This window comes from Pseudochrobactrum saccharolyticum, assembly GCF_008801715.1.
Classification (GTDB): domain Bacteria; phylum Pseudomonadota; class Alphaproteobacteria; order Rhizobiales; family Rhizobiaceae; genus Pseudochrobactrum; species Pseudochrobactrum saccharolyticum.
The window spans coordinates 255,862-281,176 of record NZ_VZPG01000004.1; the positions used below are offsets into that span (position 1 = coordinate 255,862).

Here is a 25,315-nt window from a genome sequence, read left to right on the forward strand (position 1 = left end):
TTTTGCGTACCTATAAACGGAACATACTGATTGATGAATAGAGGTGTTCCGCCTCTGACATCTGGCACGAGAGGTGAGGATGCCCTGGAGTAATCAAAATGGCGGCGGCCCATGGGGCGGCGGCGATAAGAATGGCGGATCCGGCAACGGCGGTTCCAATAATGGCGGCTCTAATCAGGGCGGACCATGGGGACAAGGCCCTAAAGGACCGCGCGGCGGGCCTGGCGGCTCGGGCGGAACGCCTCCGGATCTCGAAGATATTTTGCGCAAAGGTCAGGATCGCCTTAAAAAGGTGATGCCGGGTGGCGGCGGTGGTGGCGGCCCTGCTTTGTATATTGTTGGTGCGCTTGCGCTTGCCGGTTTCTGGCTGTTCCAGTCCATGTATACAGTGCAGCCGGATGAGCTTGCGGTTGAAATGCGCTTCGGTGTGCCGAAAGAAACCATTTCCGAACCGGGTCTGCATTTCCATCTCTGGCCGATTGAAACTTATGAAAAAGTTTCGACCGGCGAACGCCAGATCAATATTGGCGGTCAGGGCACTCGTGGTGCCACACAGGGTCTGATGCTGACCGGTGACCAGAACATTGTTAATGTTCAGTTCTCCGTACTTTACCGTGTTTCCGATCCGCGTTCTTACCTGTTCAAGGTACAGGATCCTGACAATATGGTTCGTCAGGTTTCTGAAAGCGCGATCCGTGAAATCGTCGGCCGTCGTCCTGCACAGGATGTATTCCGTGACAACCGTGCGGCAATTGCCCAGTCGGTGCGTGATATTGTTCAGGATACGCTGAACGGCTATGGCGCCGGTATTCAGGTAACTGCTCTTTCCATCGAAGATGCTGCACCGCCGCGTGAAGTGGCTGATGCCTTTGACGAAGTGCAGCGTGCTGAGCAGGATGAAGACCGCTTTGTAGAAGAAGCTAACCAGTATTCCAACCAGAAGCTGGGTCAGGCACGCGGTGAGGCTGCGCAGGTTCGTGAAGATGCTGCCGGTTATAAAACCCGTATGGTTCAGGAAGCCGAAGGTGAAAGCCAGCGCTTTAACTCTGTCCTGAATATTTACAAAGAATCTCCTGATGTTACCCGCGACCGTCTCTTCATTGAGACCATGGAGCAGGTGCTGAAAGACAGCAATAAAGTGATTATCGAAGGCGGCAATAATGTCATGCCATATTTGCCTTTGACTGAACTGATGCGTCAGCAGGGCAAAGCAGGAGGCAACCAGTAATGAATCAGAATCGTTTGCCTTTTATTGTTGGTGCGATCGCTGTTGTCGCATTTCTGGTTTATTCCTCGGTTTTCGTTGTGAATGAACGCCAGCAGGCTATTGTCTTACGTTTCGGTCAGATCGTTGACGTGAAAACAGAGCCTGGTCTCTACTTCAAACTGCCATTTGCTTTCGCTGAAGCAGACAATGTGCAGATCATTGATGACCGTATGCTGCGTTTTGATCTGGACGATATCCGCGTTCAGGTTTCCGGCGGTAAATTCTATGATGTGGATGCGTTCCTCGTTTACCGCATTACCAATGCCCGTAAATTCCGTGAGACTGTTTCGGCAAATACAATGCTTGCTGAACAGCGTCTGCGTACCCGTCTCGATGCGGCTCTGCGTCAGGTCTATGGTCTGCGCGGCTTTGAATCGGCTCTGTCGGAAGAACGTGGTAGCATGATGCGTGAAGTACGCGACCAGCTGCGTCCGGATGCGGAATCCCTTGGTCTGACCATTGAGGATGTGCGTATCCGCCGTACGGACCTGACTGCTGAAGTTTCCCAGCAGACCTTCGACCGTATGAAGGCCGAGCGTCTTGCTGAAGCTGAGCGTCTGCGTGCCCGTGGTCGTGAAGCAGCCCAGCGTATCAAGGCTGTTGCTGACCGTCAGGTTGTGGAAATCGTTTCCGAAGCCAACCGCGATTCTGAAGTGCTGCGCGGTGAGGGTGAAGGTGAACGTGGTCGTATCTTCGCGGAAGCTGCAAAACAGGATCCTGACTTCTATGCATTTTACCGTTCGATGAATGCTTATCGTCAGTCCTTGCAGGCTGAAGGCACAACCATGGTTCTGTCGCCGGATTCTCAGTTCTTCCGCTTCTTTAAGGATGCCGCTGGTAAACTGCCGCAGCAGCCTGCGAATGCCGGTCAGAGCGTACAGTAAGGACCGGATGCCGCTGTGAGTGACCTGATTACAGCCATAGGATTGCTCCTCGTTTTAGAAGGGCTTCTCTATGGCGGCTTCCCGCACTTTGCCAGACGTATGGCTAAAGACGTGTCAGAAGCTCCGGAAAATTATCTGCGAATAGCAGGTATTGTTGCACTGGCGCTTGGCGTCGGGGTGATATGGCTGGTCAGAGGCGGATCTGCCGGATAAAATTACAAAGAGGCGTATGATATTTCATACGCCTCTTTTTTTCAGAATTTGCAGCATTAAATCATAGCGACTGCTTGGGCTTCAAACTTCTGATAATGTGCTTCAGAGCACCGCGTGCCCGATCGGGCGCACAAAGGTCGCTCTAACACTTTAAAAGCAGAGCATAATGGGCTTAAACCTGAGCGTATTGTATTCAGGCAGCTCATAGAGGCGCTTCGGATTGCAGGTGAGTGTATGTTGCGGATATTAAATGAAGACATTTAACTGCGACATGCTCTGGCCGTATTTTGCTTGCAATCCGTTGTAAGTATCAGAGTTGGAACGACCTTTGTGCGCCTGATCGGGCGCACGGCGATCTAAATAACAAAACAGGCGGAGTTTCAGATGGTTCGCACTCAGACTAAAAGCACGGTTTCATTTCCCCTGCGTACCGCACTTGCCGCCTTGTCTGTAAGCACGGTGCTGCTGGGCGCCATGACAGCTCAGGCACAGCAGCAAACCGCTGCAAACCCGCCGCAGGCACCACAGCCGGCCATTGCCGGCAAGCTGGCGCCGCTCGGACTGGCTGCCGGAACTGCCACTGCGGGACCTGCTTCCATTGCCGATCTGGCGCAGGGCTTGCTGGATTCTGTTGTCAATATTTCCACATCCCAGACCGTGAAAGATGAAAACGGAGAGGAAAAGGCCGAGCCTGCGCCGCAATTGCCGGAAGGATCACCGTTTCAGGAGTTTTTTGACGATTTCTTCTCTGAAGAAAATCAGAAAGACGGTGGCAGTGCTGCCCGCAAGATGCAGTCGCTCGGCTCCGGTTTTGTGATCGATGCGGAGAAGGGGCTGGTTGTCACCAACAATCACGTCATTGCCGATGCTGATGAAATCGAGGTGAATTTCACCGATGGTAAAAAACTGAAAGCAGAACTGCTCGGCACGGATACTAAAACCGATATTGCGCTGCTGAAGGTTGATCCGACGAAGCATAAGCTCACTGCGGTTGGCTTTGGCGATTCAGAGAAATCGCGGATCGGTGACTGGGTGATGGCTATCGGCAATCCGTTTGGCCTTGGCGGTACTGTGACCCTCGGTATTATTTCTGCCCGCAACCGCGATATTCAGGCGGGGCCTTATGATAATTTCATTCAGACCGATGCGGCGATTAATCGTGGTAATTCCGGCGGCCCGCTGTTTGATATGAACGGCAAGGTCATCGGCATTAACACCGCGATTATTTCACCGACCGGCGGCTCTATCGGTATCGGTTTTGCTATTCCGTCTGAGCTGGCTGTTTCCGTTATTCAGCAGCTGGAAGAATTTGGTGAAACCCGCCGAGGCTGGCTGGGTGTGCGCATTCAGCCGGTAACAGACGATGTGGCTGAGAGCTTTGGCATGAGTGAGCCTAAGGGTGCGCTGGTTGCCGGACTGATTGCCAATAGCGGTGTTGAGAATAAAGAACTGATGCCGGGCGACATCATTCTGAAATTTGACGGTAAGGATGTGGAAAGTGCCCGCGACCTGCCGCGCGTGGTGGCAGAAAGTCCTGTGGGCAAAGAGGTCAGTGTTCTGGTGCTGCGTAAAGGCAAAGAGCAGACTGTGAAGATCAAACTCGGCCGTCTCGAGGATTATGAGAATAAGGATAAAGCTGCGGCTGCCAAGGACAGTACTAAGGCCAAAGAAGCTGAGACAGTAAAAGTTCTCGGCATGACACTTGGCAAGCTGGATGACGCGCAGCGCAAGCAGTATGAAATCTCCGCCGATGTGGAAGGTGTGGTGATTAGTGCTGTTGAAGGCAAATCCGCCGCTGAAGAAAAGCGGGTTAATGCAGGTGATGTAATTGTTGAATTCGCGCAGGAAGCTGTGAAAGCGCCTGCAGATATTCAAAAGAAAATCGAAAAACTGCGTCAGCAGGGACGTAAAAATGCATTGCTGATGCTGGCTGCGCCAAGCGGTGAGCTGCGCTTTGTAACCCTGCGTATTGATTGATCGCAGGACTTGAATCGTAGCAAAAAGGCCGGAGGATGTGCGCATCCTCCGGCCTTTTTATTTTGAAATATTGAATCAGTTGAATGGTTTAAGCAGTCGTCTTGTCATGTTGATTCAACCATTGCTCTTTGTTGATTGTGTAGAGCACATGACGTTTCAGTTGCGGATGTGTATCCGGCACTTTCGGATGGTCGAAATCGCGTTCCGGCTTGTTGACCATGCCAATGCGCTTCATCACAGCTGTGGAACGATGATTATTATGGACAGCGAAAGACACAACCTCATCTTGCCCGCGCTCATCAAAAGCATAGGCAAGAGAAGCAAGCGCTGCCTCGGTGACATAACCTTTGCCCCAATAGCGTTGTGCTAAGCGCCAGCCGATTTCCAGCACACCCTTTGGTACAAATGGAGGGATATCAGTTTTCATCAATCCGGTGAAACCGACGACATCACCGCTTGCTTTTTCCTGCACGGCGTAAAAGCCAAAATTGTCTTCCCTGGCCATGGCCACAATGCGATCCATCAGTGCATCGGATTCCTCACGGCTGCGCAGGGCAGGGAAGAATTCCATCACCACCGGATCGGAATTGATCTCGTGAAAAAATGCACGGTCATCTTCCTGCCAGTTGCGCAGGAGCAGGCGGGGCGTTTCAATAATTGCGGTCATATTACAAAATCCGTTTTTCGATAGCCCTGAATATAGAGCAGTGCTGTAAGGTCGCCATGATCAATGCGGATGCGCGCCTGCGCGGCGACCGCAGGCTTGGCATGGAGTGCTACGCCGCTGCCAGCATGTTTAATCATCGGCAGATCATTGGCACCATCGCCCACGGCCATCGCTTCCTGCTCGGTAATACCAAGTTTAGCGCAGATATCATCAAGGCTGATCTTCTTGGCATCGGCGCCGAGGATCGGTTCTTCAACAAGGCCTGTCAGATGCGTGCCGTCATCGAGCAGGATATTGGCGCGGTTTTCATCAAAGCCGAGCTGTGCAGCGATTTTGGAAGTGAAGCTGGTAAAACCGCCGGAAACCAGTGCTGTATAGGCACCGTGTTTCTTCATGGTGGCGATCAGCTCTTTACCGCCCGGTGTCAGGGTGATGCGATTGGCAATCACCTGATCGATAATACTGACCGGTAGGCCTTTGAGCAGAGCAACGCGCTCACGCAAGGCTGGCTCAAACGCGATTTCACCATTCATTGCGCGGGCGGTGATGCCGGCAATATGTTCGCGCAGGCCGACTTCTTCTGCCAGTTCGTCAATGCACTCCTGCTGGATCATCGTGGAATCCATATCCGCGATCAGCAGTTTTTTGCGGCGGGTATCCTGTTCCTGAATGACAATATCCACAGGGGCATCACCCAGAGCGGCTCTGATTTTTGCCGTTGTTTCTGCGCTATCTGTGCCGGTTTTCAGCGGCAGATCACAGGCAATACCATCTGCCAGCCAGTAAAGGGCTTGCGTATCAGCCGCCTCGCAGGCTTTATGCCCCAATTCAGGTGTCAGAACCGGATTGGCAGGATTGCAGATCAGTGTGGCAACAAGTGAGGCTGGCTGGGACATAATACCGGTTCCGCTTTGTGCGTTTGGAGAATGATGAGTGGTAGAGCAGAGAGACAGGCAAAAGACAATTCTGATCGCGGGGCCGACTGCCAGCGGTAAATCAGCATTGGCACTGCGTCTCGCACGGGATTGCGGCGGCTATATCATAAATAGTGATTCCATGCAGGTTTATGATGTGCTGGATCAGCTGACAGCGCGCCCGCAAGCTGATGATCTGCAAACTGTTCCTCATTATCTTTACGGCCATGTCTCGCCATTGCAACTTTATTCCACCGGCCGCTGGCTTCAGGAAGTGGAAGCCCTGCTGGCAAAGCCTGAATTGCAGGGGCGCGTCGCAGTTTTTACCGGCGGTACCGGATTGTATTTTAAAGCGCTGCTCGGCGGCCTCTCGGATATGCCGCAGGTGAAAGACGAAGTGCGCGATTACTGGCGCAATCGCATGGCGCAAGATGGTGCGCCGCTTCTGCATGAGGAATTGCAAAAGCGCGATCCGGCAATGGCGGAACGGCTGAAGGCGGGAGACAGTCAGCGCATTGTCCGTGCGCTGGAGGTTGTCGACAGCACCGGACGCTCTCTCATTGAATGGCAAAACAGTACAGGCAGGGCGCTGATTGATCCCGACAGCGCAGAGAAACTGGTGCTGATGCCGGACAGAGCATGGTTGCGTCAGCGTATTGCGCAGCGCTTTGATCTGATGATGCAGGGTAATGCTGTTCAGGAAGTGCAGTCGCTGCTGGCTTTGCAGCCGGATGCGGCTCTGCCGGTGATGAAAGCCATTGGTGTGCGCGAGATCGAAAGCTGGCTCAAGGGTGAGATATCGCGTGAACAGGCTGTTGAGCTGTCAGTAATTGCCACGCGCCAATATGCCAAGCGGCAGATGACATGGTTCCGTAACCAGTTTGGTGATGACTGGCGGCGGCTGGTACGGGCAGAAGATTACTTCGCCTGAGCAGGCTTTGTTGTTAACGCAGGTGAAACACTTAAGATTTAATCTCCCACCTAAATCTGTTGTTGTGATACAACGGGTCAACGGGGGGATCATGCGTTATCTGCGGGCTGAACTGTTTTTCATCATCATGATTGTGCTGCTCTGCGGCGCAGGCCTGATGCTGTTTATGCAGTATCGGCTGATGCATGATCTTGGTGAGCCGTATAAATCCGGTTCCCTGTCCGATACGCCTTTGGGCATTGCCTTGCTGTTGCTGGTGGCTGCGGGGGCAGCCGGTGGCCTGATGCTGTTGCCGCAAATCCGTATGCAGGTCAAAAACAAAGGCCAGCTGAAAATCATCACATGGATGATTGCGCGCAACTCCAAAGATTTGGATCAGATCAGCTTCAATGATCCTTTGACGGGGCTGCAAAGCCGTCCTTATTTCGATGCCGCTCTGCACGAATATTTGCTGCAATTCGGCAAGATCAATCATCCTGTTACCGTTTTGCTGATTGGTATTGAGAAACTGCAATTGCTGTGCGAGCAGCGTGGCCGTGATACTGCTGACCGCTTGCTGATGGAAGCGGCTTTATGTATCCGCAACTGCACCCGCTATCATGATGTTCTGGCGCATATGGGCGATGGAGAGTTTGCATTGATCGTGCCGGATCTGCAGGAAGGGGATGCTTCGAGGATGGCTGCGAGAATCTGCAAGGAGCTGGAAGCCTGCGAATTGCGGATGGGGCATGACAGCCATATTATTCATGCGGTGTCTGCGGTTGCCGAATGGAATGGTAAGGATAAAGCACCGGCTCTTTATAAAAAGGCGCGTGTTGCTTTGCAGAAGATGACCGGCCGCTGATTTTTCTTTAGAGCGCCGTGTACCAGACTTGGCACACAAAGGTCGCTCTAACATTTTAAAATTTGAGCATAATTTTACCTTAAACTGATCCAAGTTTAAGGAATTATGCTCTAATATTTTTCAATGGCTTGCGGGTCTTGTTTGTCTGTTAGATTCATGAGGGACGCAGGCTTGGTATCAAGCGGTGCTTTTCTGCCCGAACCGGCAAAGAAAATAACAAGATTACGTTTTTTGCCATTGACGTGAAAAAAACAGCTGTTTAATCTCCCCTTATGGCTAAGAAAATTATTCTCGTGGTGGGTAAGCGTATGGGCAGGATGGTGTAACCATCCGGCGAAAGCTCCCATGCGCGAAACACAGGCTCCCTCAGGGGGCCTTTTTTATTATCTTCACACAACGAATATAGCTAAACAGTACGGGACTTCCGGTGGATATCAGGGAGTAATCACCGGAACAGCAGACGGGACATCGAAAGACAATGAGTACAGATACAAGTGGCACCACAGCCGCAGCGCAGAACGAAACCGGCAAACGGGAAATGACCGGTGCGGAAATGGTTGTGCAGGCACTGATCGATCAGGGCGTTGAGCATATTTTCGGCTATCCGGGCGGTGCGGTACTTCCGATCTATGACGAGTTGTTTCAGCAGGAAAAAGTTGAGCATATTCTTGTGCGTCACGAGCAGGGCGCCGGCCATGCGGCTGAAGGCTATGCCCGCTCAACCGGCAGAGTCGGTGTTATGCTGGTAACCTCCGGTCCGGGTGCCACCAATGCGGTAACACCTTTGCAGGATGCGCTGATGGATTCCATTCCGCTGGTTTGCATCACCGGTCAGGTTCCGACCAGTCTCATTGGTACAGATGCGTTTCAGGAAGCTGATACGGTCGGCATTACCCGTCCTTGCACCAAACATAACTGGCTGGTTAAGGATGTGAATGATCTGGCACGCGTTCTGCACGAGGCATTCCATGTTGCGCGTACCGGTCGTCCGGGTCCTGTTGTTATTGATATTCCGAAGAACATCCAGTTTGCCACCGGCATGTATACGCCACCGGCAACCAGCCCGCGCACCAGCTATAATCCGGTTCTGAACGGTGATCAGAGTGCTATCCGCACTGCGGTTGAACTGCTGGCCAATGCGAAGAAGCCGGTTATCTATTCCGGCGGCGGTGTTATCAATTCCGGTCTTGAAGCCTCGAAACTGCTGCGTGAACTGGTCGAAATTACCGATTTCCCGATCACATCGACCCTGATGGGGCTGGGTGCTTATCCGGCATCGGGCAAGAACTGGCTGGGTATGCTCGGCATGCATGGTACATTCGAAGCCAATATGACCATGCATGAATGTGATGTTATGCTGTGTATCGGTGCGCGTTTTGATGACCGTATCACCGGTCGTCTTGATGCTTTCTCGCCGAATTCCAAGAAGATTCACATTGATATCGACCCGTCGTCGATCAACAAGACCGTTCGCGTTGATGTGCCGATTATCGGTGATGTTGCCCATGTTCTGGAAGATATGGTGCGCCAGTACCGTGCCTCTGCCCAGCGTCCTGATAAGAAGGACATGAGCGCATGGTGGCAGCAGATCAATAAATGGCGTGCGCGCAATTCGCTGGCCTATAAGCACAGCCGCGATGTGATTATGCCGCAATATGCTCTGGAGCGTCTGCAGGAACTGACTAAAGATCGCAAGACCTACATCACGACAGAAGTTGGCCAGCACCAGATGTGGGCTGCTCAGTTCATGAAATTCGAGGAGCCGCATCACTGGATGACTTCCGGTGGTCTGGGCACCATGGGCTATGGTCTGCCTGCGGCTCTGGGTGTGCAGATTGCTCATCCGGATGCGCTGGTTATTGATATTGCCGGTGATGCTTCGGTACAGATGTGTATTCAGGAAATGTCAGCGGCCATTCAGCATAATGCGCCGATCAAGATTTTCATTCTGAATAACCAGTATATGGGCATGGTGCGCCAGTGGCAGCAGCTGTTGCATGGTAACCGTCTGTCGCATTCTTATACAGAAGCGATGCCGGACTTTGTTAAACTGGCTGAAGCCTATGGCGGCACAGGTATCCGTTGCTCCAAGCCGGATGAGCTGGATGATGCAATCATGAAAATGATTGAAACAGACGGTCCGGTGATTTTTGACTGTCACGTTGCCAATCTGGCGAACTGCTTCCCGATGATCCCTTCAGGCAAGGCGCATAATGAAATGCTGTTGCCGGACGAAGCGACGGATGAAGCTGTTGCCAATGCTATCGACGCCAAAGACCGTCACCTCGTCTAATACCGGAACAAGGATATTCATTATGAACGCACAAAATGCAGCTTCCGGTTCAGCTTACTTTCTGACCGAAGAAACCCAGCTAGTTGAAACACATACACTATCGGTACTGGTTGATAACGAGCCGGGTGTTCTAGCCCGTGTTATCGGCCTGTTTTCCGGCCGCGGTTACAATATTGAAAGCCTGACGGTTTCTGAAACCGAGCACGAAAAGCACCTGTCGCGTATTACGATTGTGACACGCGGCACTGCCAATGTTCTGGATCAGATCCGTCACTCGCTGGAACGCATTGTTCCGGTGCACCGCGTGGTTGATCTGACCTATCATGCCCAGCAGCTTGGTCATGAGCGTCCGGTCGAGCGTGAACTGGCGCTGATCAAAGTGGTTGGCAAAGGTGATGACCGTGCAGAAATGCTGCGTCTGGCTGATGCTTTCAAAGCCAAGGTTGTGGATGCAACGGTCGAGCATTTCATTTTTGAAATTACCGGTAAGGGCGCGAAGATCGATCAATTTATCGCGATTATGAAGCCGCTCGGTCTGATTGAGGTTTGCCGCACCGGCGTAGCTGCTATGATCCGTGGTGCAGAAGGAATGTAGTTCTTTCTGATAAGTGATTGAAAGCAGCACCGCTGTTCTCTGTCTGAGGCAGCGGTGTTGTTTTTTGCAACGAGAGCGTTTTCAAGATGTTGCTTTCTTATGATGTTTTTATGGCCTTGGTGGTGTTTGCCTTTGTGACATCCATCACACCGGGGCCGAATAATCTGATGTTGCTGGCTTCCGGCGTGAATTTCGGTTTCCGCCGTACCATTCCGCATATGCTGGGAATTGGCATCGGCTTTCTGTCGCTTCTGCTTGGCGTCGGCTATGGTCTGGGCGCTGTGCTCGAAACCGCACCGGCGCTGTATGTGGGACTGAAATTCGCCGGCGGTGCCTATATGCTCTATCTGGCCTATAAAATCGCCACATCGACGTCTGTCGGTCGTGTCGATGATGAGAGTGCTCAGCCGATGAGTTTCATGCAGGCATGGCTGTTTCAGTGGGTGAATCCAAAAGCATGGGTGATGGCCGTGACAGCAATGGCGAGCTATACAGTGCATGATGCTTATTCGCTTTCCGTGCTGCTGATCGGTGTTGTGTTTGCTGTGATTAATGTGCCGAGCGTGTCGTCATGGGCAGCCTTTGGCAGTTTGTTACGCCAATGGCTGGAAGATCCGGTGCGGCTTAAATGGTTCAATCTGACGATGGCTGCTCTGCTGGTGGTCAGCCTGTGGCCGATGCTGAAGTGATAAACCTTGCTCTTTCGGGACGAATCCGGTCAATGGAAGGCATGATGGCAGAGGCATAATGGAATTTTCACCGGAACAGGACAACGCGCTGCAGGCTGTGGCGCAATGGTTGGCTAAAGGCCGTTCACCGATTTTTCGCCTTTTTGGCTATGCGGGAACGGGTAAGACGACGCTTGCGCGCTATTTCGCCGAGCATGTGGATGGTGAGGTGCAGTTTGCGGCCTTTACCGGTAAGGCTGCACAGGTCTTGCGCTCTAAAGGCGCAAGCAATGCCCGCACGCTGCATTCGCTGATCTATCGTCCGAAAGGTGAGGAAGCGATTGAAGACGAAACAACCGGAAAGACCTCAATCTCGCCGACCTTTTCGCTCAATCGTCAAAGCCCTGTTGCCAAAGCTGCGCTGATCGTTGTCGATGAATGTTCGATGGTCGATGAGCAACTTGGCCGCGATCTGATGACATTCGGCACACCTATTTTGGTGCTCGGTGATCCCGGTCAGTTGCCGCCGATCAGCGGTGGTGGCTTCTTTACCGAACATGAGCCGGATTATCTGCTGACAGAAATTCACCGTCAAGCTCAGGATAATCCGATTATCCGTTTGGCACTGGACGTGCGTGAAGGCCGCGAAATCCCTTATGGCGATTACGGTGCCGCACGGGTCATCAGCAAGGCGGAAGTTAATCAGGAACTGGTGCTGGATGCCGATCAGGTGCTTGTCGGCACCAATCGCACCCGCAAGCGTTATAATCAGCGGCTGCGTGAGCTCAAAGGTTTTACGGCAGAATATCCGCAATCCGGTGACAAGCTGGTTTGTCTGCGCAATGATCCGGCCAAGGGGCTGCTTAATGGTTCGCTCTGGAAGGTGATGACATCTTCCAAGGAAACCGTGAAGCCCGGCATTAATTTGCTGATTGCGCCGGAAGATGAAGAACCGGGTCGCGGCGTTGCCAAGATCAAGCTTCTGAAGGCGCAGTTTGAAGATCCTGATGCGGAAATTCCTTGGCAAACTAAAAAGCGTTTTGATGATTTTGACTATGGCTATGCGCTGACCACCCATAAAGCGCAGGGTTCGCAGTGGAATAATGTGGTGTTGTTTGATGAGAGCTATGCTTTCCGCGATACGCGTGAGCGCTGGCTCTATACGGCAATTACCCGTGCGGCGGAAAAACTAACAATCGTTCGCTAATAAATATAGCAGGGAGCTCGGATCATGGTTGCAACTCTGTCGGTTAATCTTAATGCGGTGGCAATGTTGCGTAACCGCCGTGATCTGCCTTGGCCGAGTGTGACAGGCTTGGGACGTGTTGCGCTTGATGCCGGTGCTTCCGGCCTGACCGTGCATCCGCGCCCCGATCAGCGTCATATCCGTTTTTCTGATCTGGCCGATATTCGTGCATTGATTGATGATGAGTTCCCTCAGGCTGAATTCAATATTGAAGGCTATCCGTCTGAAGAGTTTCTGGCTCTGGTGGAACAACACGAGCCGGAACAGGTAACACTGGTGCCGGATGATCCGGCGCAGAATACTTCGGATCACGGCTGGGATTTTGCCAAACATAAGGTGATGCTGAGCGAAGTGACCAAGCGGCTGAAAGCACGCGGTATGCGTGTTTCAATGTTTGCTGATCCGACACCGGATGGTCTTGAGATTGCGAAAGAGACCGGTGCCGACCGCGTGGAATTTTTCACCGGCCCTTATGGCGGTGCTTATGCGGATCCTAAAGCGCAGGCGCATGAACTGGCATTGCTGGAAAAGGCCGCGTTGAAAGCTGCGGAACTCGGGTTAGGCATTAATGCGGGGCATGATCTGACCGTTGCCAATCTGCCTGCACTGGTAAAAGTCATGCCGACACTGAGCGAAGTTTCTATCGGTCATGGCCTGACAGCAGATGCACTGGAATATGGTATGCGCCAGTCAGTACAGCGTTTTATCAAAGCACTCGGCTAAAGTGCTTTTTGTGTTTTGATTCAGTTTTCTCTTGTAATATTTTGATTTTGTTTGATTTCTGCCCTGATGAGCTATCCGTATTTGTGATGCCTCATCAGGGCAGTTATGCATTGATGCACATTGTTTTTGTGTAAAATTGAGCATTTATATACGGCCTTTCCGGCAGTTTTCTTTATGTCCGGAACATGGTTATACTGAGCACCGGATCAGCCTGTTTTCTTGTCTTCATATCCGGCTATCTGTGCTCATTCTGCATCAAAAGGTATTTAAAAGGTATTTTATGAATCAGGCGCAGCGTGAAGATATTGCCAATCAGGATGCGCCGGTCAGCGCAGATGAGGAAACTCTTGATCCTCATAATCATAAGGGAAATCTGAAGCTTTTAATGATGGGCGCGCTTGGCGTCGTCTATGGCGATATCGGCACCAGCCCGATTTATGCATTTCGTGAAGCACTGCACGCTTCTATCACCGACGGCAATTTGCTGCGCACTGAAATTCTTGGCGTGATCTCTCTGATCGTCTGGTCGCTGGCGCTGATTGTGACCGTGAAATATGTGTTGTTTGTGCTGCGTGCGGACAATAACGGCGAGGGTGGTATTCTCTCGCTGATGGCGCTGGTGCGCTCCAGTTTTGCCAATCGTCCGGATATTATTCTCGGCATCGGTATTGTCGGTGCGTCGCTGTTCTTCGGTGATGCGGTGATTACACCGGCAATTTCTGTACTTTCCGCAGTGGAGGGGCTGGAAATTGTTGCGCCGGATATGACGCCCTATGTGGTGCCGATTACGATCACTATTCTGGTTGTGCTGTTTTTTGTCCAGAAGCACGGCACAGGACGTATGGCGAGTATTTTCGGGCCGGTGATGCTGATCTGGTTTCTGGCACTTGGTCTCACAGGCTTTATCCATATTTTTGATGATCCGGGTATTCTGGCGGGGCTTAATCCTTATTACGCCTTTGCATTTCTTGGCGGTAATCCGGCCACGTCCTTTGCCACGATCGGTGCAATCTTTCTGGCGGTTACCGGTGCCGAGGCGCTTTATGCCGATCTCGGTCATTTCGGCCGCAAGCCGATTGTGCGGGCATGGCTGTGGGTTGTGTTTCCGAGCCTGATCCTGAATTATTTCGGGCAGGGCGCTTTCATCCTGACCCATAGCGCTGCGGGCGGCGAGGAAGTGCGCAATCCGTTTTTCCAGATGATGCCGCATTGGGCGCTGCTGCCGATGGTGCTGCTGGCAACTGTTGCCACGGTTATTGCCAGTCAGGCGGTTCTGACCGGTACTTATTCGCTGGCGCGGCAGGCGGTGCAGCTGAATATTCTGCCAAGGCTTGAAGTGCTGCATACATCGGAAACATTGCACGGCCAGATTTATATGCCTCGCATTAATATGCTGCTTGGTATTGCCGTTGTTCTGCTGGTGGTAACCTTCCAGAAATCGACAAATCTGGCGGCTGCCTATGGTATTGCGGTGACCGGCAATATGCTGGTGACAACAACTCTGCTGTTTTTTGTCATGCGCCGTCTCTGGAAATGGAGCCTGCCGGTTGTGGTGCTGACAATTGCCGGTTTCGCTATTGTTGATCTGATGTTCTTCAGTGCTAATCTGGTCAAAGTGCATCAGGGCGGCTGGGCGTCAATTGTGGTGGCCGCGTTGGTGCTGCTGGTGATGTGGACATGGGTGCGCGGCAGCCGTCATCTGTTCCAGAAAACCCGCAAAACAGAAGTGCCGCTGGATATTATTGTCAGCCAGATGGCGCGTAAGGAGCCGGTTATTGTGCCCGGCACGGCGGTGTTCCTGACCGGTGATCCGTCCAGTGTGCCGACGGCTCTGATGCATAGTCTCAAACATTATAAGGTTCTGCACGAGAACAATGTGATCCTGACCGTGGTGACAGCACCACGCCCTTGGGTGGATGAGGATGACCGTGCTCGCGTCTCGCAATATAGCGACCGGTTTATGCAGGTGACGCTGACTTTCGGTTATATGCAGTCGCCTAATATTCCGCGTGCGCTGGGGATTTGTCGCAAGCTTGGCTGGAAATATGACATTATGACCACGTCATTCTTCCTGTCGCGACGCGTCTTGCGTATTTCTCCGCGTTCACCAATGCCGCTTTGGCAGGCGAAATTGTTTATTACGCTTGCCCGCAGTGCATCTGATGCCACGGAATATTTCCAGATTCCGACCGGTCGTGTGGTGGAGATTGGCACACAGGTTAATCTCTGAGTGTCTGGCCAAAAAGACACCGGACATGGTTGCAAACAGCGATATTGGCCTCGGGCATGAACCGGCCTTTGCGGTGTTGAGAATGCTGTATTATTTCCTCTGTCTGTAGCGGGCAGGGGAAATAGCCTATAAAATTTGTTTCGGCATAAAATCCCTCTTGCATTGTTGGTAAACTGGCGGCATAGTCCGAACCGTAACGTACGGTACGCATGATGAGAATCTCGTCAGGCTGCTGTTCAGACAAGAATCAAGGAGCGTGGAAGCGTGCAGTTGCAGCAACCTGAGAATGTCGTGAGCAATGTCGGAACCGGCACAGAGCTGACAGATCGTCAGAAGGATGTGCTGAATGCCGCGCTGGAACTCCTCGTTGAGGGTGGTGACAGTCTTACGATGGCGGGTGTTGCACGACGTGCAAGCTGCTCCAAGGAAACGCTGTATAAATGGTTCACCGACCGTGACGGTTTGCTGACTGCAACCGTGCAATGGCAGGCGTCTAAAGTGCGTGTTGTGCCGGTGGCGCGGGAAGGACTGGATGAAGAATCGCTCTTTACCAGTCTGGAGCATTTTGCCCGCGACTGGTTGCTGGTTCTGTCCGGAAGCACATCCATCGCACTGAACCGTTTAGCGGTCAGCCATGCGGGTTCCGGTAAGTCGGATCTCGGTGAGATCGTGCTGAATAATGGTCCGATCGCTATGGCGCGTCGTCTCAAGCCGGTGCTTGAAACCGGACGCGATGCAGGCCTGCTGGACTTTGATGATATTAATGAGGCTTTTGCCTCGTTCTTCGGCCTTGTGGTGCGCGATATGCAGATTCGTCTGCTGCTCGGCGACCGTCATGAGGTCAGTGATGCAGAAATTATCCGCGATGCCAGAACGGCAACACGACAGTTTTTTGCACTTTACGGAAATAAAGCCGGCGCCTGATTTTGCCGGTGTGGAATAGTGCCGGTTTTGAGGAAAAACGGCACAGACTAATAGCATAGAAGGAAGGGAATATCCTATGCGCGTTTATTATGACAGTGATGCAGACGTAAATCTGATTAAAGGCAAAAATGTTGTTATCGTTGGTTACGGTAGCCAGGGTCGCGCCCATGCGCTGAACCTGAAAGATTCCGGTGCCAAGCATGTCCGCATCGCGCTGCGCATGGATTCTGCCACTGTTAAAAAAGCTGAAGCTGACGGTTTTGAAGTTCTCAGCGTTGCAGATGCTGCCAAATGGGCAGACCTGATGATGATGGCAACCCCTGACGAATTGCAGGCTGACATCTATAAAGAACACATCCATGACAATCTGCGCGACGGTGCTGCCATTGCTTTTGCTCATGGTCTGAACGTTCATTTCGGTCTGATCGAAACCAAAAAGACTGTTGACGTTGTAATGATCGCGCCAAAAGGCCCAGGTCATACCGTGCGCGGCGAATACCAGAAGGGCGGCGGCGTACCTTGCCTGATCGCTATCCATCAGGATGCTTCCGGCAATGCCCATGATCTGGCTCTGTCTTACGCTTCGGGCGTTGGCGGCGGTCGTTCCGGCGTTATCGAAACCACATTCAAGGAAGAGTGCGAAACCGATCTGTTCGGTGAGCAGGCAGTTCTCTGCGGCGGTCTGGTTGAACTGATCCGCGCCGGCTTTGAAACGCTGGTTGAAGGCGGTTACGCACCTGAAATGGCATATTTCGAGTGCTTGCACGAAGTGAAGCTGATCGTTGACCTGATCTATGAAGGCGGTATCGCCAACATGAACTACTCGATCTCCAACACTGCTGAATGGGGCGAATATGTAACCGGTCCGCGCATCATCACTGCAGAAACCAAAGCTGAAATGAAGCGCGTTCTGCACGACATTCAGACCGGTAAATTCACATCCGACTGGATGCAGGAATACCGTGCCGGTGCTGCACGCTTCAAGGGTATCCGTCGTATGAACGACGATCACCAGATCGAAGAAGTTGGTGCCAAGCTGCGCGGCATGATGCCTTGGATTTCGAAAAACAAGCTGGTTGATAAGGCTCGTAACTAATTTGGCATTGCCTAATCGCTGAATATCAGGCCCGCACAAAGATTTGTTTGTGCGGGCCTGATTGTTTCTGGCAGTACTGCTAGAGCGTATCCTGAAAAGCGGGAACCGCCTTCGCGGGAAAATCAGTCCACTGGACTGATTTTTGAATCCCGCTACGATCGGATAAGATACGTGTAAAAATAAAAAGATAGAGCGGTTCTGCTGATTCAATATTAACAGGAACCGCTTTAGCGGGAGGACGGAAAAATGACAGGAATAACAATCCGGCAGCTGGTGCCTGATGATTTTGCAATCATGCGCGAGATCAGGCTGGAAGCTCTGCAACTGCATCCGGAAGCCTATAGTTCGGCCTATGAGGACTGGGTGAAATTCTCTGAAGCTGACTGGCGTGCAAAGTTAAATGCACCGGTTTTTGCTGCTTTCGACGGCGATAAAGCTGTCGGGCTCATTGGTTTGTGGCCGCAGGCTGGTGCGCGAACTGCTCACCGCGCCATTGTTGTGATGGTCTATGTGAAAAGCGAGATGCGCGGGCAGGGCATTGCGCAGAAATTAATGCAGGTTGTTGAAGCCTATGCGCGCGACAATGGCTTTACCCAGCTTGAGCTGAGTGTGCTGGCTGAGAATAAAACGGCATGGCAGCTTTACCTGCGCGAAGGATATACAGAATTCGGCCGCAGACCGAACTGGATTTCTCTCAACGGAGAAATGTTTGATGAGGTGATGATGCTGCGGTCAGTTGCTGAAAATGCATGATTGTTAGTTTTGTGCAGCTGATTTTGTTCGAATGTAACGAAATTATCCGTCAAATCGCAATAAAATGAATAAAGGTCAGTATTGCTGACATATTTTGCTTGTTTTGTTGTGAAATACGCATAAGGTGATAACCAAAGGCACACAGCTTTTAGTTAAGTTTTATGGTCTATTTCACGGCATCTCTTTTGACTTTATGAGGAACCCCCATGCTGGATTGGGAAAAAATATTCGCAACACGTTCATCGCGTATGAAAGCGTCGGAAATTCGTGAATTGTTGAAACTGCTTGAGCGTCCGGATATTATTTCTTTCGCGGGTGGTATTCCTGATCCGAAACTGTTTCCGGCAGAAGAATTCAAAGAAGCCTATGCCGATATTTTCGCCACGGGCAAATCCGATGCCGCGCTGCAATATTCGGTAAGTGAAGGCTATAAGCCGCTGCGCGAATGGCTGCAGGGTGAAATGGCAAAAATCGGCGTGCCTTGCACTGCCGAAAATATCTTCATCACTTCCGGTTCGCAGCAGGCGCTGGATTATCTCGGCAAGCTGTTCCTGTCGCCGAATGATACGGCGCTGGTTGTGCGCCCGACCTATCTCGGTGCGCTGCAGGCTTTCAATGCCTATGAGCCGACCTATGATACATTGCAGCCAAACGGCAACCGCACTCCGGCTTCCTATGAAGAAGCTGCTGAGAAGGCTGGCGGCAAGGTGAAATTTGCCTATTTCTCAGCAGATTTCAGCAATCCGACCGGTGAAACCATTGATCGTGAAGGCCGTGAAAAGCTGATCGATCTGGGCGATGAAATGGATATCGCGCTGATCGAAGATGCTGCCTATCAGTATCTGCGTTTTGACGGCACGCCGATCCCGCCGGTTCTGGCGCTGGAAATTGAGCGCAAAGGCTCGATTGAAAATACCCGCACCATCTATTCCGGCAGCTTCTCCAAGACGCTGGCACCGGGCTTGCGTGTTGGTTATGTCGTTGCCAATGCTACCGTGATCCGCAAACTGGTGCTGATGAAACAGGCTGCTGATCTGCATTCCTCAACCATCAATCAGCTGGCTGTGCATCATGTTGCTGCCAATGGTTTTGATGCACAGATTGCTAAAATCCGCTCTGTCTATTCACATCGCCGCAATAAAATGCTGGAAGCGCTGGATAAATATATGCCGAAATCGGCTACATGGACAAAGCCTGAGGGCGGTATGTTCGTCTGGGTCAATCTTCCGGATTATATGAATGGTGCTGATCTTCTGGCCGCTGCGATTGAAACAGAGAAAGTGGCTTTTGTTCCGGGTAAAGCATTCCATGCGGATGGCACCGGTGCCAATACGCTGCGTCTCGCTTATTCCTGTGCCAATGACGAGATGATTGATGAGGGCATCAAGCGCCTTGGCAATCTGATCCGTGCCCATGAGAAAAATTGAGAATAAGCAATCTCACTGAATGAAAAAAAGCCGGAGCCCGCTGCTCCGGCTTTTTTATATCTTCACGGCCGGAGTTTCAGCTGAAGTATATCACCGTTAAATGGATGTATTTAATTGCGATATGCTTTGGTGCTTAACCTGCTGAATTTACGGCTTTCTTTGCAAAAAGATGCTTGGCTTTGTCCGGCAATCCTGTAGCCTGACCTTGTTATAATTTTATAAATCTGAGTCCTTATACAGCGACAGGATTCAGGCGGAGAGATTGAGGGGAAACTCATGACTATAATTAAAAAATACACGCTGGCTCTGGCCTGTGCGTCGGTGCTTGGTCTGTCAGCGGTTGCTGCACAGGCGGCAACGCCGGCGGATACGCTGGTTGTGGCAATGGCCATTGATGATGTGATTTCTCTCGATCCGGCAGAAATTTTCGAGATCACCACGTCGGAAATTCTGACCAATACCTATGAGCGTCTGGTGACCACAGATCCGAAAGATCCGACCAAGATCATTCCGCAGATTGCGGAAAGCTGGGTGGTCTCGGAAGATGGCAAGACCATTACTTTCAAGGTTAAGCAGGGGCAGAAATTTGCTTCGGGCAATCCGCTGACGGCGCAGGATGTTGTTTATTCCCTGCACCGCGCGATCAAGCTTGATCTCAGCCCTGCATTCATCATCAGCCAGTTTGGTCTGAACAAAGACAATGTGGAAAAGCTGGTGACTGCGCCGGATGATTATACGGTCGTGTTCTCCACGGAAGAAACTTTCGCGCCGAGCTTCGTGCTCAATGGGCTGTCTTCCAGTGTGGCTTCTGTTGTTGACAGCAAGCTGGTTGAAGAACATGCGGTTAAAACCGAGAAAACAGAAGCCAAGCCGTTTGATACAGATTTCGGCTATGACTGGCTCAAGCGTAATTATGCAGGTTCCGGCGTTTACAGCCTGAAAGAGTGGCGCTCGAATGAAGTGATCCTGCTGGAGCGCAATGAGAATTACAGCGGCCCAAAACCGGCTGTAAAACGCGCTATTTACCGTCATGTGAAGGAAAGTGTGTCGCAGCGTCTGCTGTTGCAGGCCGGTGATATTGATGTCGCCCGTAACCTTGAGCCGGGTGATATTGCAGAATTTGCCAAGAACAGCGATTTCAATATTCTCAGTGCTCCGAAGGGGCGTACCTATTATCTGACAGCCAACCAGAATGTGCCAAATCTTGCCAAGCTGGAAGTGCGTCAGGCGATGAAATATCTCGTTGATTATGATGCGATTGAAAATACGCTGATTAAGGGTATCGGCCGCACACATCAGTCCTTCCTGCCACTTGGTATGTTCGGAGCGATTGATGACAAGCCGTTCAAACTGGATGTTGATAAGGCGAAGCAGCTTCTGGCCGATGCCGGTTTGCAAGACGGTTTCAGTGTGACGCTCGATGTGCGTAATACACAGCCAGGCGTTGGTATTGCAGAAAGCATTCAGCAGACTTTTGCCAAAGCCGGTATCAAGGTTGAGCTGTTGCAGGGTGACGGCAAGCTGACGACGACAAAAGTACGTGCGCGCAAGCATCAGCTTTCGCTGGGTATCTGGGGCCCTGATTACTGGGATCCGCATACCAATGCATCGACCTTCTCCTATAATCCGGATAATGGCGATGAAGTGTCAATGAAAACGACAGCATGGCGCAGTTCATGGGACATTCCAGAAATGTCCAAGGAAACCATGGATGCGGCAAAAGAAACAGACACTGCAAAACGCGAGCAGATGTACCACAAAATCCAGAAGGATTTTCAGGAGACAAGCCCGTTCGTGATGCTCTATCAGCAGATCGAAACGGCTGTTGCTGCCAAGAATGTCAAGAACTTCAATATGGTGGCTGATGCCAACTATATTACCGAAGTCAGCAAAGACTAAATTTCAGCCCCTGCTGTAAACATTTTATGCCCCTTCCGCGATCAATGGCTGAAGGGGCATAATTATTTGAGACGCAAATTTCAGAACGGCGAATTGCAGGTGGTGCGGCTGCCGGCAAAAGGCTGGTATGTATTATCGGACGCACGATATGAGCGGTACTGATTGCTGCACCACTGCATATGGTTGACATTATCACCTGCATTGGCTGATTTTGCCGAGCCGATGCGTTTTGTAGCGCCGCGCTGCACCAGCGGATCGCCGTTTTTATAATGCAGCACGCCGTCTTCCGTATAATAGGCACCGCTTTCTTTGCAGAGTGTGGAGCCGTAACAGTTCCGGCTGGCAGGGTCTGCGCGATTGCTGCCGGTAATGCCGCCGACAATCAGAAGGCCGGTTGGGTTCAGAGATGGAATGCCGCCGCTGATCTGGTTGCCGCCTGCATAGGCTGATGCGCCGGAGAGCAGGGCAATGCCCATTGTGAATGCGGTTTTCAGAATGAATCTGGACATAGGGATATCCGTTCGTGAATTTATATAGCTTAGGGCTAATATAGTATAAAAATGCTGCCAATTTAAGAGGCAGGCTTTCCGAAGAAAATCAGTTGCAGGCAATATCACTGATTGCAATTCAACATATGGTGTTTAGGTTGAGTTATCGCATGCTGCGGAAAAGTGGGTGCCGGTTTATCCTGTAAGCCTGATGTGAACGCAATGATGAGTAGCTTAATGTCTGAGACGGTTTCTGCGCAGTCAACACCGGTTATGGATAATGTTCAGCCAGAAGGGCCGGTATTATTCACCTTAGCGACATTCAATATTGAAAACCTGATGCGCCGGTTTGATTTTACCGGTTATCGCAATGAGTTGCGTCAGGATCGCTCATTGCAGCTCTTTGCGATTGATAATGAAACACAATACCGACAGCTCGAACAGGCGCGGATGGTGGCGCATACGGATGATACACGGCAATTATCTGCTCTGTCGATTGCGCAGACACGGGCGGATATTCTCTGCCTGCAGGAAGTTGATGATCTCGCTGCGCTGAACGCTTTTGAATATGGCTATTTGTTCAAGATGGTGGGGCAGGGCTACAAACATAAATATCTGATCGACGGCAATGACAGTCGCGGTATTGATGTCAGTGTGATGATGCGTGACGTAACGCGCAGCGGCCACACGATTGAGCTGGTGAAGCTGGAGAGCAATGCACATCTGACCTATCAGGATCTGGGTATTTATGATCCTGTACTGTCCTCCGTGGGAATTGAAGCCCATGAGCGGGTGTTTAAACGCGATTGTCTGATGCTGGATCTGCGCATCGGCGGCAAGCCGCTGACGGTCTTTGTTACGCATTTCAAATCCATGGGCGGTGTACGCTATGGTCAGGATCCCAAGCTGACAACACTGCCGGTACGACTGGCCGAGGCGCAGGCGGTTCGTATGATTATCGAGAAAAAATTCGGCCGTGACGGTGCTGCGGATGCTTCATGGGTGATCTGCGGTGATTTCAATGATTATTACGAGAAGCTTGCGATAAGCGGCGACCAGTGGGGCGGCTATGATTTTACGCCGGTTCAGGAGCCGGATAATTGCCTGAATGTGTTTCTGAATGACGGTTTTGCGGTCAATCTGGTAGAGCGGCGGCCGGAGCTCGATCGCTGGACATTGTATCACACACGTGGCCCGCAGGAGCGCCACCTGTGCCAGCTGGATTATATCTGGGCATCACCGGCTCTGGCGCAGCGCAATGCACAGGCTGTGCCGGAAATTATCCGCAATGGGCAACCTTACCGCACCTTATTTCCTGAAGGGCAGGATGTGGCGCGTTTCCCGCGTATCGGCTGGGACAGACCAAAAGCGAGCGACCATTGTCCTGTTGCCGTCACACTTGAGCTTTAATGACAGGCTCAGTCTAACGGAGCAGACGAATGCAAAGCAGAGACCAGAACAGGGTTTATCCTGTCCGTGACGTCAGGATACAGGTTGTTGGCGGTGTTCCTGATTATGTTGTCCGGAATCAGAAGGCTATTGATGAAAACTGGCAGCAGGAAGTAGCAAGCAATCCGACACTCTATGACGGCGAAATTTATCTGGCAGCAGAGGCCGTTTTAGCGGACGGTATTTTGCGTGCGCCCTATCAGCGTACCAGTTTTCGCAGTCTGCTTTACTGGCGCAAAGACAAAACTGCGGATAAGCCGTTTCATATTTTCGGCAGTGGCGTCATCGTCTCCTCCGATAATCAGCTGCTGCTCGGACAAATGGCCTCACACAACGTTGTCGGCGGCCGGATTTATTTTCCGGCGGGCTCCAATGATGATCAGGATATTGTTGACGGTGCGGTTGATCTTGACGGAAATGCCAGACGTGAAGTGCTGGAGGAAACAGGAATTGATCTGAATCATGCAGTGCGCACCGGCGGCTACAGTCTGGTTATGTGTGATCGCAGTCTGGCGCTGTTCCGTTGTTATTATTTCGACCGCACGGCGGATGAATTGCAGAGGCAGGCGGAGGAATTTATCGTAGCGCAAAAGCAGCCGGAATTATCGCGGGTGCTGATGATCGGGCAGGGCGGCATATTGGATGAACGCAGTCCCGATTATATTCGCACTTTCACCGACTGGTATTTTGCGCAATAGTAACGGCATATGATGCGGGCGGCTGAGATTTGAATTGCATATTATGCACTTCATGAATCATTTGAATGTTTTAACCGGCAATGCAAATGTGTTGAATCAGATACGGTACTTTTGAAAGTTCCGGAGCGGGGCGGACATGGATCATCTTAAAGGGCAGGGAATATGAACGGCATGGCTGTACAGGGGCGTTTCTACGAGATCTATGATGTTTTCACCGAGAAAGCTCTAAGCGGTAATCCGCTTGCTATTGTTCATGATTCTGAAGGGCTGGATGATGCCACAATGCTGGCCATTGCCCGCGAGTTCAATCTCTCGGAGACTGTGTTTGTTGCTCCTGCAGCCAATCCGCTACACACAGCTTCGATACGGATTTTTACGCCGGATTATGAGCTGAATTTTGCCGGTCATCCGACTGTGGGTACGGCGGTTGCGCTGGCCTATAAGAATTGTAACGGACAAAAACCTCAGACTGATCTGATCATGACGCTTGAGGAAAAAGTCGGGCCGGTGCGTGTTGCGGTTCATTGCGCAGGCTCCGGTGACACGGAAGGACAGTCGGCAGCTTTCGCCGAATTTGACCTGCCACGCCTGCCTGAGCGCGTGAATATCACCGTAGAGAAGGAGCAGGCCGCCGCTGCCTTGCGCCTCAATACACATGAAATCGGCTTTGAAAATCACGTGCCCTCGGTCTGGAGCGGCGGTAAGCCGTTTGTGCTGGTGCCGGTGAAGAATATGATTGCCGCAGCCAAAGTTGTGGTTGATCCGGTTTTTGTGGAAGATCATATGCAGGCTTTTGAAGGTCGTGCGATACCTTTCTACATCTATACCCGCGAGACACGGCTCTTTGAGAGCAATTATCATGCGCGGATGTTCACATCCGGCAAGCATGTCTATGAAGATCCGGCCACCGGTTCTGCGGTTGCCGCCTTTGCCGGTGCAATCAACGAATTTGACCAGCCTGTAGACGGGCTTACGCAGCTATGGATTGAGCAGGGTATTCAGATGGGCAGACCATCGCGCATCCGGCTGGAGCTGGATGTGGCTGCGAAGAAGCTGACCGGTGCGCGTATCGGCGGCAGTGCGGTTAAGGTTGCTGAAGGCTATCTGAAGATTTAGAATATGTTGCATT

24 protein-coding genes are annotated in these 25,315 nt (G+C 51.6%); 20 read left to right on the forward strand and 4 right to left on the reverse strand.

Features of this window, described 5'->3' with window-relative positions; genetic code table 11:
* The first annotated feature begins 79 nt into the window (after window positions 1–79).
* From hflK to F7P81_RS13460, 4 genes are all read left to right on the forward strand, one after another.
* A complete protein-coding gene (hflK, locus tag F7P81_RS13445; protein WP_151159885.1) occupies window positions 80–1,228 on the forward strand; it encodes an FtsH protease activity modulator HflK in 1,149 nt (382 codons plus the stop codon).
* Complete coding sequence (gene hflC, locus F7P81_RS13450) at window positions 1,228–2,151, forward strand: protease modulator HflC (RefSeq protein ID WP_022711398.1); 924 nt, start codon at window positions 1,228–1,230, stop codon at window positions 2,149–2,151. The genes hflK and hflC overlap by 1 nt, the downstream gene beginning before the upstream one ends.
* Window positions 2,152–2,166: 15 nt before the next feature.
* Window positions 2,167–2,364: a DUF2065 domain-containing protein gene (locus F7P81_RS13455; protein ID WP_022711399.1), complete on the forward strand. Its 198-nt coding sequence runs from the start codon at window positions 2,167–2,169 to the stop codon at window positions 2,362–2,364.
* Between the two features lie 474 nt (window positions 2,365–2,838).
* Window positions 2,839–4,341 (forward strand): DegQ family serine endoprotease, encoded by a 1,503-nt coding sequence (locus F7P81_RS13460; RefSeq protein WP_151160018.1) that lies wholly within the window; start codon window positions 2,839–2,841, stop codon window positions 4,339–4,341.
* An 88-nt stretch (window positions 4,342–4,429) separates the two neighbouring features.
* On the opposite strand, the gene F7P81_RS13465 is transcribed toward F7P81_RS13460, so the two are convergent.
* Together F7P81_RS13465 and serB are read right to left on the reverse strand one after the other, a co-directional pair.
* On the reverse strand, window positions 4,430–5,008 hold the full coding sequence (locus tag F7P81_RS13465) for a GNAT family N-acetyltransferase (RefSeq protein WP_151159887.1): 579 nt from the start codon (window positions 5,006–5,008) through the stop codon (window positions 4,430–4,432).
* Entirely contained in the window at window positions 5,005–5,904 is a 900-nt protein-coding gene (gene serB / locus F7P81_RS13470; RefSeq protein WP_151159889.1) for a phosphoserine phosphatase SerB, read from the reverse strand. Before serB ends, F7P81_RS13465 begins: the two co-directional genes overlap by 4 nt.
* A 37-nt stretch (window positions 5,905–5,941) precedes the next feature.
* On the opposite strand from serB, the gene miaA reads away from it, so the two are divergent.
* On the forward strand, window positions 5,942–6,853 hold the full coding sequence (gene miaA, locus F7P81_RS13475; RefSeq protein ID WP_151159890.1) for a tRNA (adenosine(37)-N6)-dimethylallyltransferase MiaA: 912 nt from the start codon (window positions 5,942–5,944) through the stop codon (window positions 6,851–6,853).
* 91 nt (window positions 6,854–6,944) lie between these two features.
* Window positions 6,945–7,697: a GGDEF domain-containing protein gene (locus tag F7P81_RS13480; protein WP_075656181.1), complete on the forward strand. Its 753-nt coding sequence runs from the start codon at window positions 6,945–6,947 to the stop codon at window positions 7,695–7,697.
* A gap of 110 nt (window positions 7,698–7,807) precedes the next feature.
* On the opposite strand, the gene F7P81_RS13485 is transcribed toward F7P81_RS13480, so the two are convergent.
* Window positions 7,808–8,044 carry a hypothetical protein gene (locus F7P81_RS13485; protein ID WP_151159895.1) on the reverse strand — a complete coding sequence of 79 codons (237 nt, stop codon included), beginning with the start codon at window positions 8,042–8,044 and terminating at the stop codon, window positions 7,808–7,810.
* Window positions 8,045–8,175: 131 nt separating this feature from the next.
* On the opposite strand from F7P81_RS13485, the gene F7P81_RS13490 reads away from it, so the two are divergent.
* The 11 genes from F7P81_RS13490 (at window position 8,176) to F7P81_RS13545 (ending at window position 21,551) form a co-directional block, all read left to right on the forward strand.
* Entirely contained in the window at window positions 8,176–9,990 is a 1,815-nt protein-coding gene (locus F7P81_RS13490) for an acetolactate synthase 3 large subunit (RefSeq protein ID WP_022711403.1), read from the forward strand.
* Window positions 9,991–10,012: 22 nt separating this feature from the next.
* Complete coding sequence (gene ilvN / locus F7P81_RS13495) at window positions 10,013–10,585, forward strand: acetolactate synthase small subunit (RefSeq protein ID WP_022711404.1); 573 nt, start codon at window positions 10,013–10,015, stop codon at window positions 10,583–10,585.
* A gap of 86 nt (window positions 10,586–10,671) precedes the next feature.
* Window positions 10,672–11,274 carry a LysE family translocator gene (locus tag F7P81_RS13500; protein WP_075656185.1) on the forward strand — a complete coding sequence of 201 codons (603 nt, stop codon included), beginning with the start codon at window positions 10,672–10,674 and terminating at the stop codon, window positions 11,272–11,274.
* Between the two features lie 58 nt (window positions 11,275–11,332).
* The gene (locus tag F7P81_RS13505) at window positions 11,333–12,460 is read left to right on the forward strand and encodes an ATP-dependent DNA helicase (RefSeq protein WP_022711406.1); all 1,128 of its coding nucleotides are present in this window, start codon (window positions 11,333–11,335) and stop codon (window positions 12,458–12,460) included.
* A 24-nt stretch (window positions 12,461–12,484) separates the two neighbouring features.
* Window positions 12,485–13,222: a pyridoxine 5'-phosphate synthase gene (locus tag F7P81_RS13510; RefSeq protein WP_151159897.1), complete on the forward strand. Its 738-nt coding sequence runs from the start codon at window positions 12,485–12,487 to the stop codon at window positions 13,220–13,222.
* Window positions 13,223–13,607: 385 nt separating this feature from the next.
* Entirely contained in the window at window positions 13,608–15,452 is a 1,845-nt protein-coding gene (locus F7P81_RS13515) for a potassium transporter Kup (protein ID WP_238481729.1), read from the forward strand.
* Between the two features lie 291 nt (window positions 15,453–15,743).
* Entirely contained in the window at window positions 15,744–16,376 is a 633-nt protein-coding gene (locus F7P81_RS13520) for a TetR/AcrR family transcriptional regulator (protein ID WP_028233755.1), read from the forward strand.
* 76 nt (window positions 16,377–16,452) lie between these two features.
* Window positions 16,453–17,472 carry a ketol-acid reductoisomerase gene (gene ilvC, locus F7P81_RS13525; protein WP_022711410.1) on the forward strand — a complete coding sequence of 340 codons (1,020 nt, stop codon included), beginning with the start codon at window positions 16,453–16,455 and terminating at the stop codon, window positions 17,470–17,472.
* 246 nt (window positions 17,473–17,718) lie between these two features.
* On the forward strand, window positions 17,719–18,225 hold the full coding sequence (locus tag F7P81_RS13535; RefSeq protein WP_151159903.1) for a GNAT family N-acetyltransferase: 507 nt from the start codon (window positions 17,719–17,721) through the stop codon (window positions 18,223–18,225).
* Window positions 18,226–18,431: 206 nt separating this feature from the next.
* Window positions 18,432–19,652, forward strand: a complete 1,221-nt coding sequence (locus tag F7P81_RS13540; RefSeq protein ID WP_121991425.1) for an aminotransferase-like domain-containing protein — start codon at window positions 18,432–18,434, stop codon at window positions 19,650–19,652.
* Window positions 19,653–19,928: 276 nt separating this feature from the next.
* Window positions 19,929–21,551, forward strand: a complete 1,623-nt coding sequence (locus F7P81_RS13545) for an ABC transporter substrate-binding protein (protein ID WP_083647063.1) — start codon at window positions 19,929–19,931, stop codon at window positions 21,549–21,551.
* 80 nt (window positions 21,552–21,631) lie between these two features.
* Here F7P81_RS13545 and F7P81_RS13550 read toward each other — a convergent pair whose 3' ends face one another.
* Window positions 21,632–22,060 carry a BA14K family protein gene (locus tag F7P81_RS13550; protein WP_151159905.1) on the reverse strand — a complete coding sequence of 143 codons (429 nt, stop codon included), beginning with the start codon at window positions 22,058–22,060 and terminating at the stop codon, window positions 21,632–21,634.
* 252 nt (window positions 22,061–22,312) lie between these two features.
* On the opposite strand from F7P81_RS13550, the gene F7P81_RS13555 reads away from it, so the two are divergent.
* From F7P81_RS13555 to F7P81_RS13565, 3 genes are all read left to right on the forward strand, one after another.
* On the forward strand, window positions 22,313–23,449 hold the full coding sequence (locus tag F7P81_RS13555; RefSeq protein ID WP_445482790.1) for an endonuclease/exonuclease/phosphatase family protein: 1,137 nt from the start codon (window positions 22,313–22,315) through the stop codon (window positions 23,447–23,449).
* A gap of 29 nt (window positions 23,450–23,478) precedes the next feature.
* Complete coding sequence (locus F7P81_RS13560; RefSeq protein ID WP_151159907.1) at window positions 23,479–24,186, forward strand: NUDIX hydrolase; 708 nt, start codon at window positions 23,479–23,481, stop codon at window positions 24,184–24,186.
* A 162-nt stretch (window positions 24,187–24,348) separates the two neighbouring features.
* Complete coding sequence (locus F7P81_RS13565) at window positions 24,349–25,302, forward strand: PhzF family phenazine biosynthesis protein (RefSeq protein WP_151159909.1); 954 nt, start codon at window positions 24,349–24,351, stop codon at window positions 25,300–25,302.
* The last annotated feature ends 13 nt before the right edge of the window (window positions 25,303–25,315 follow it).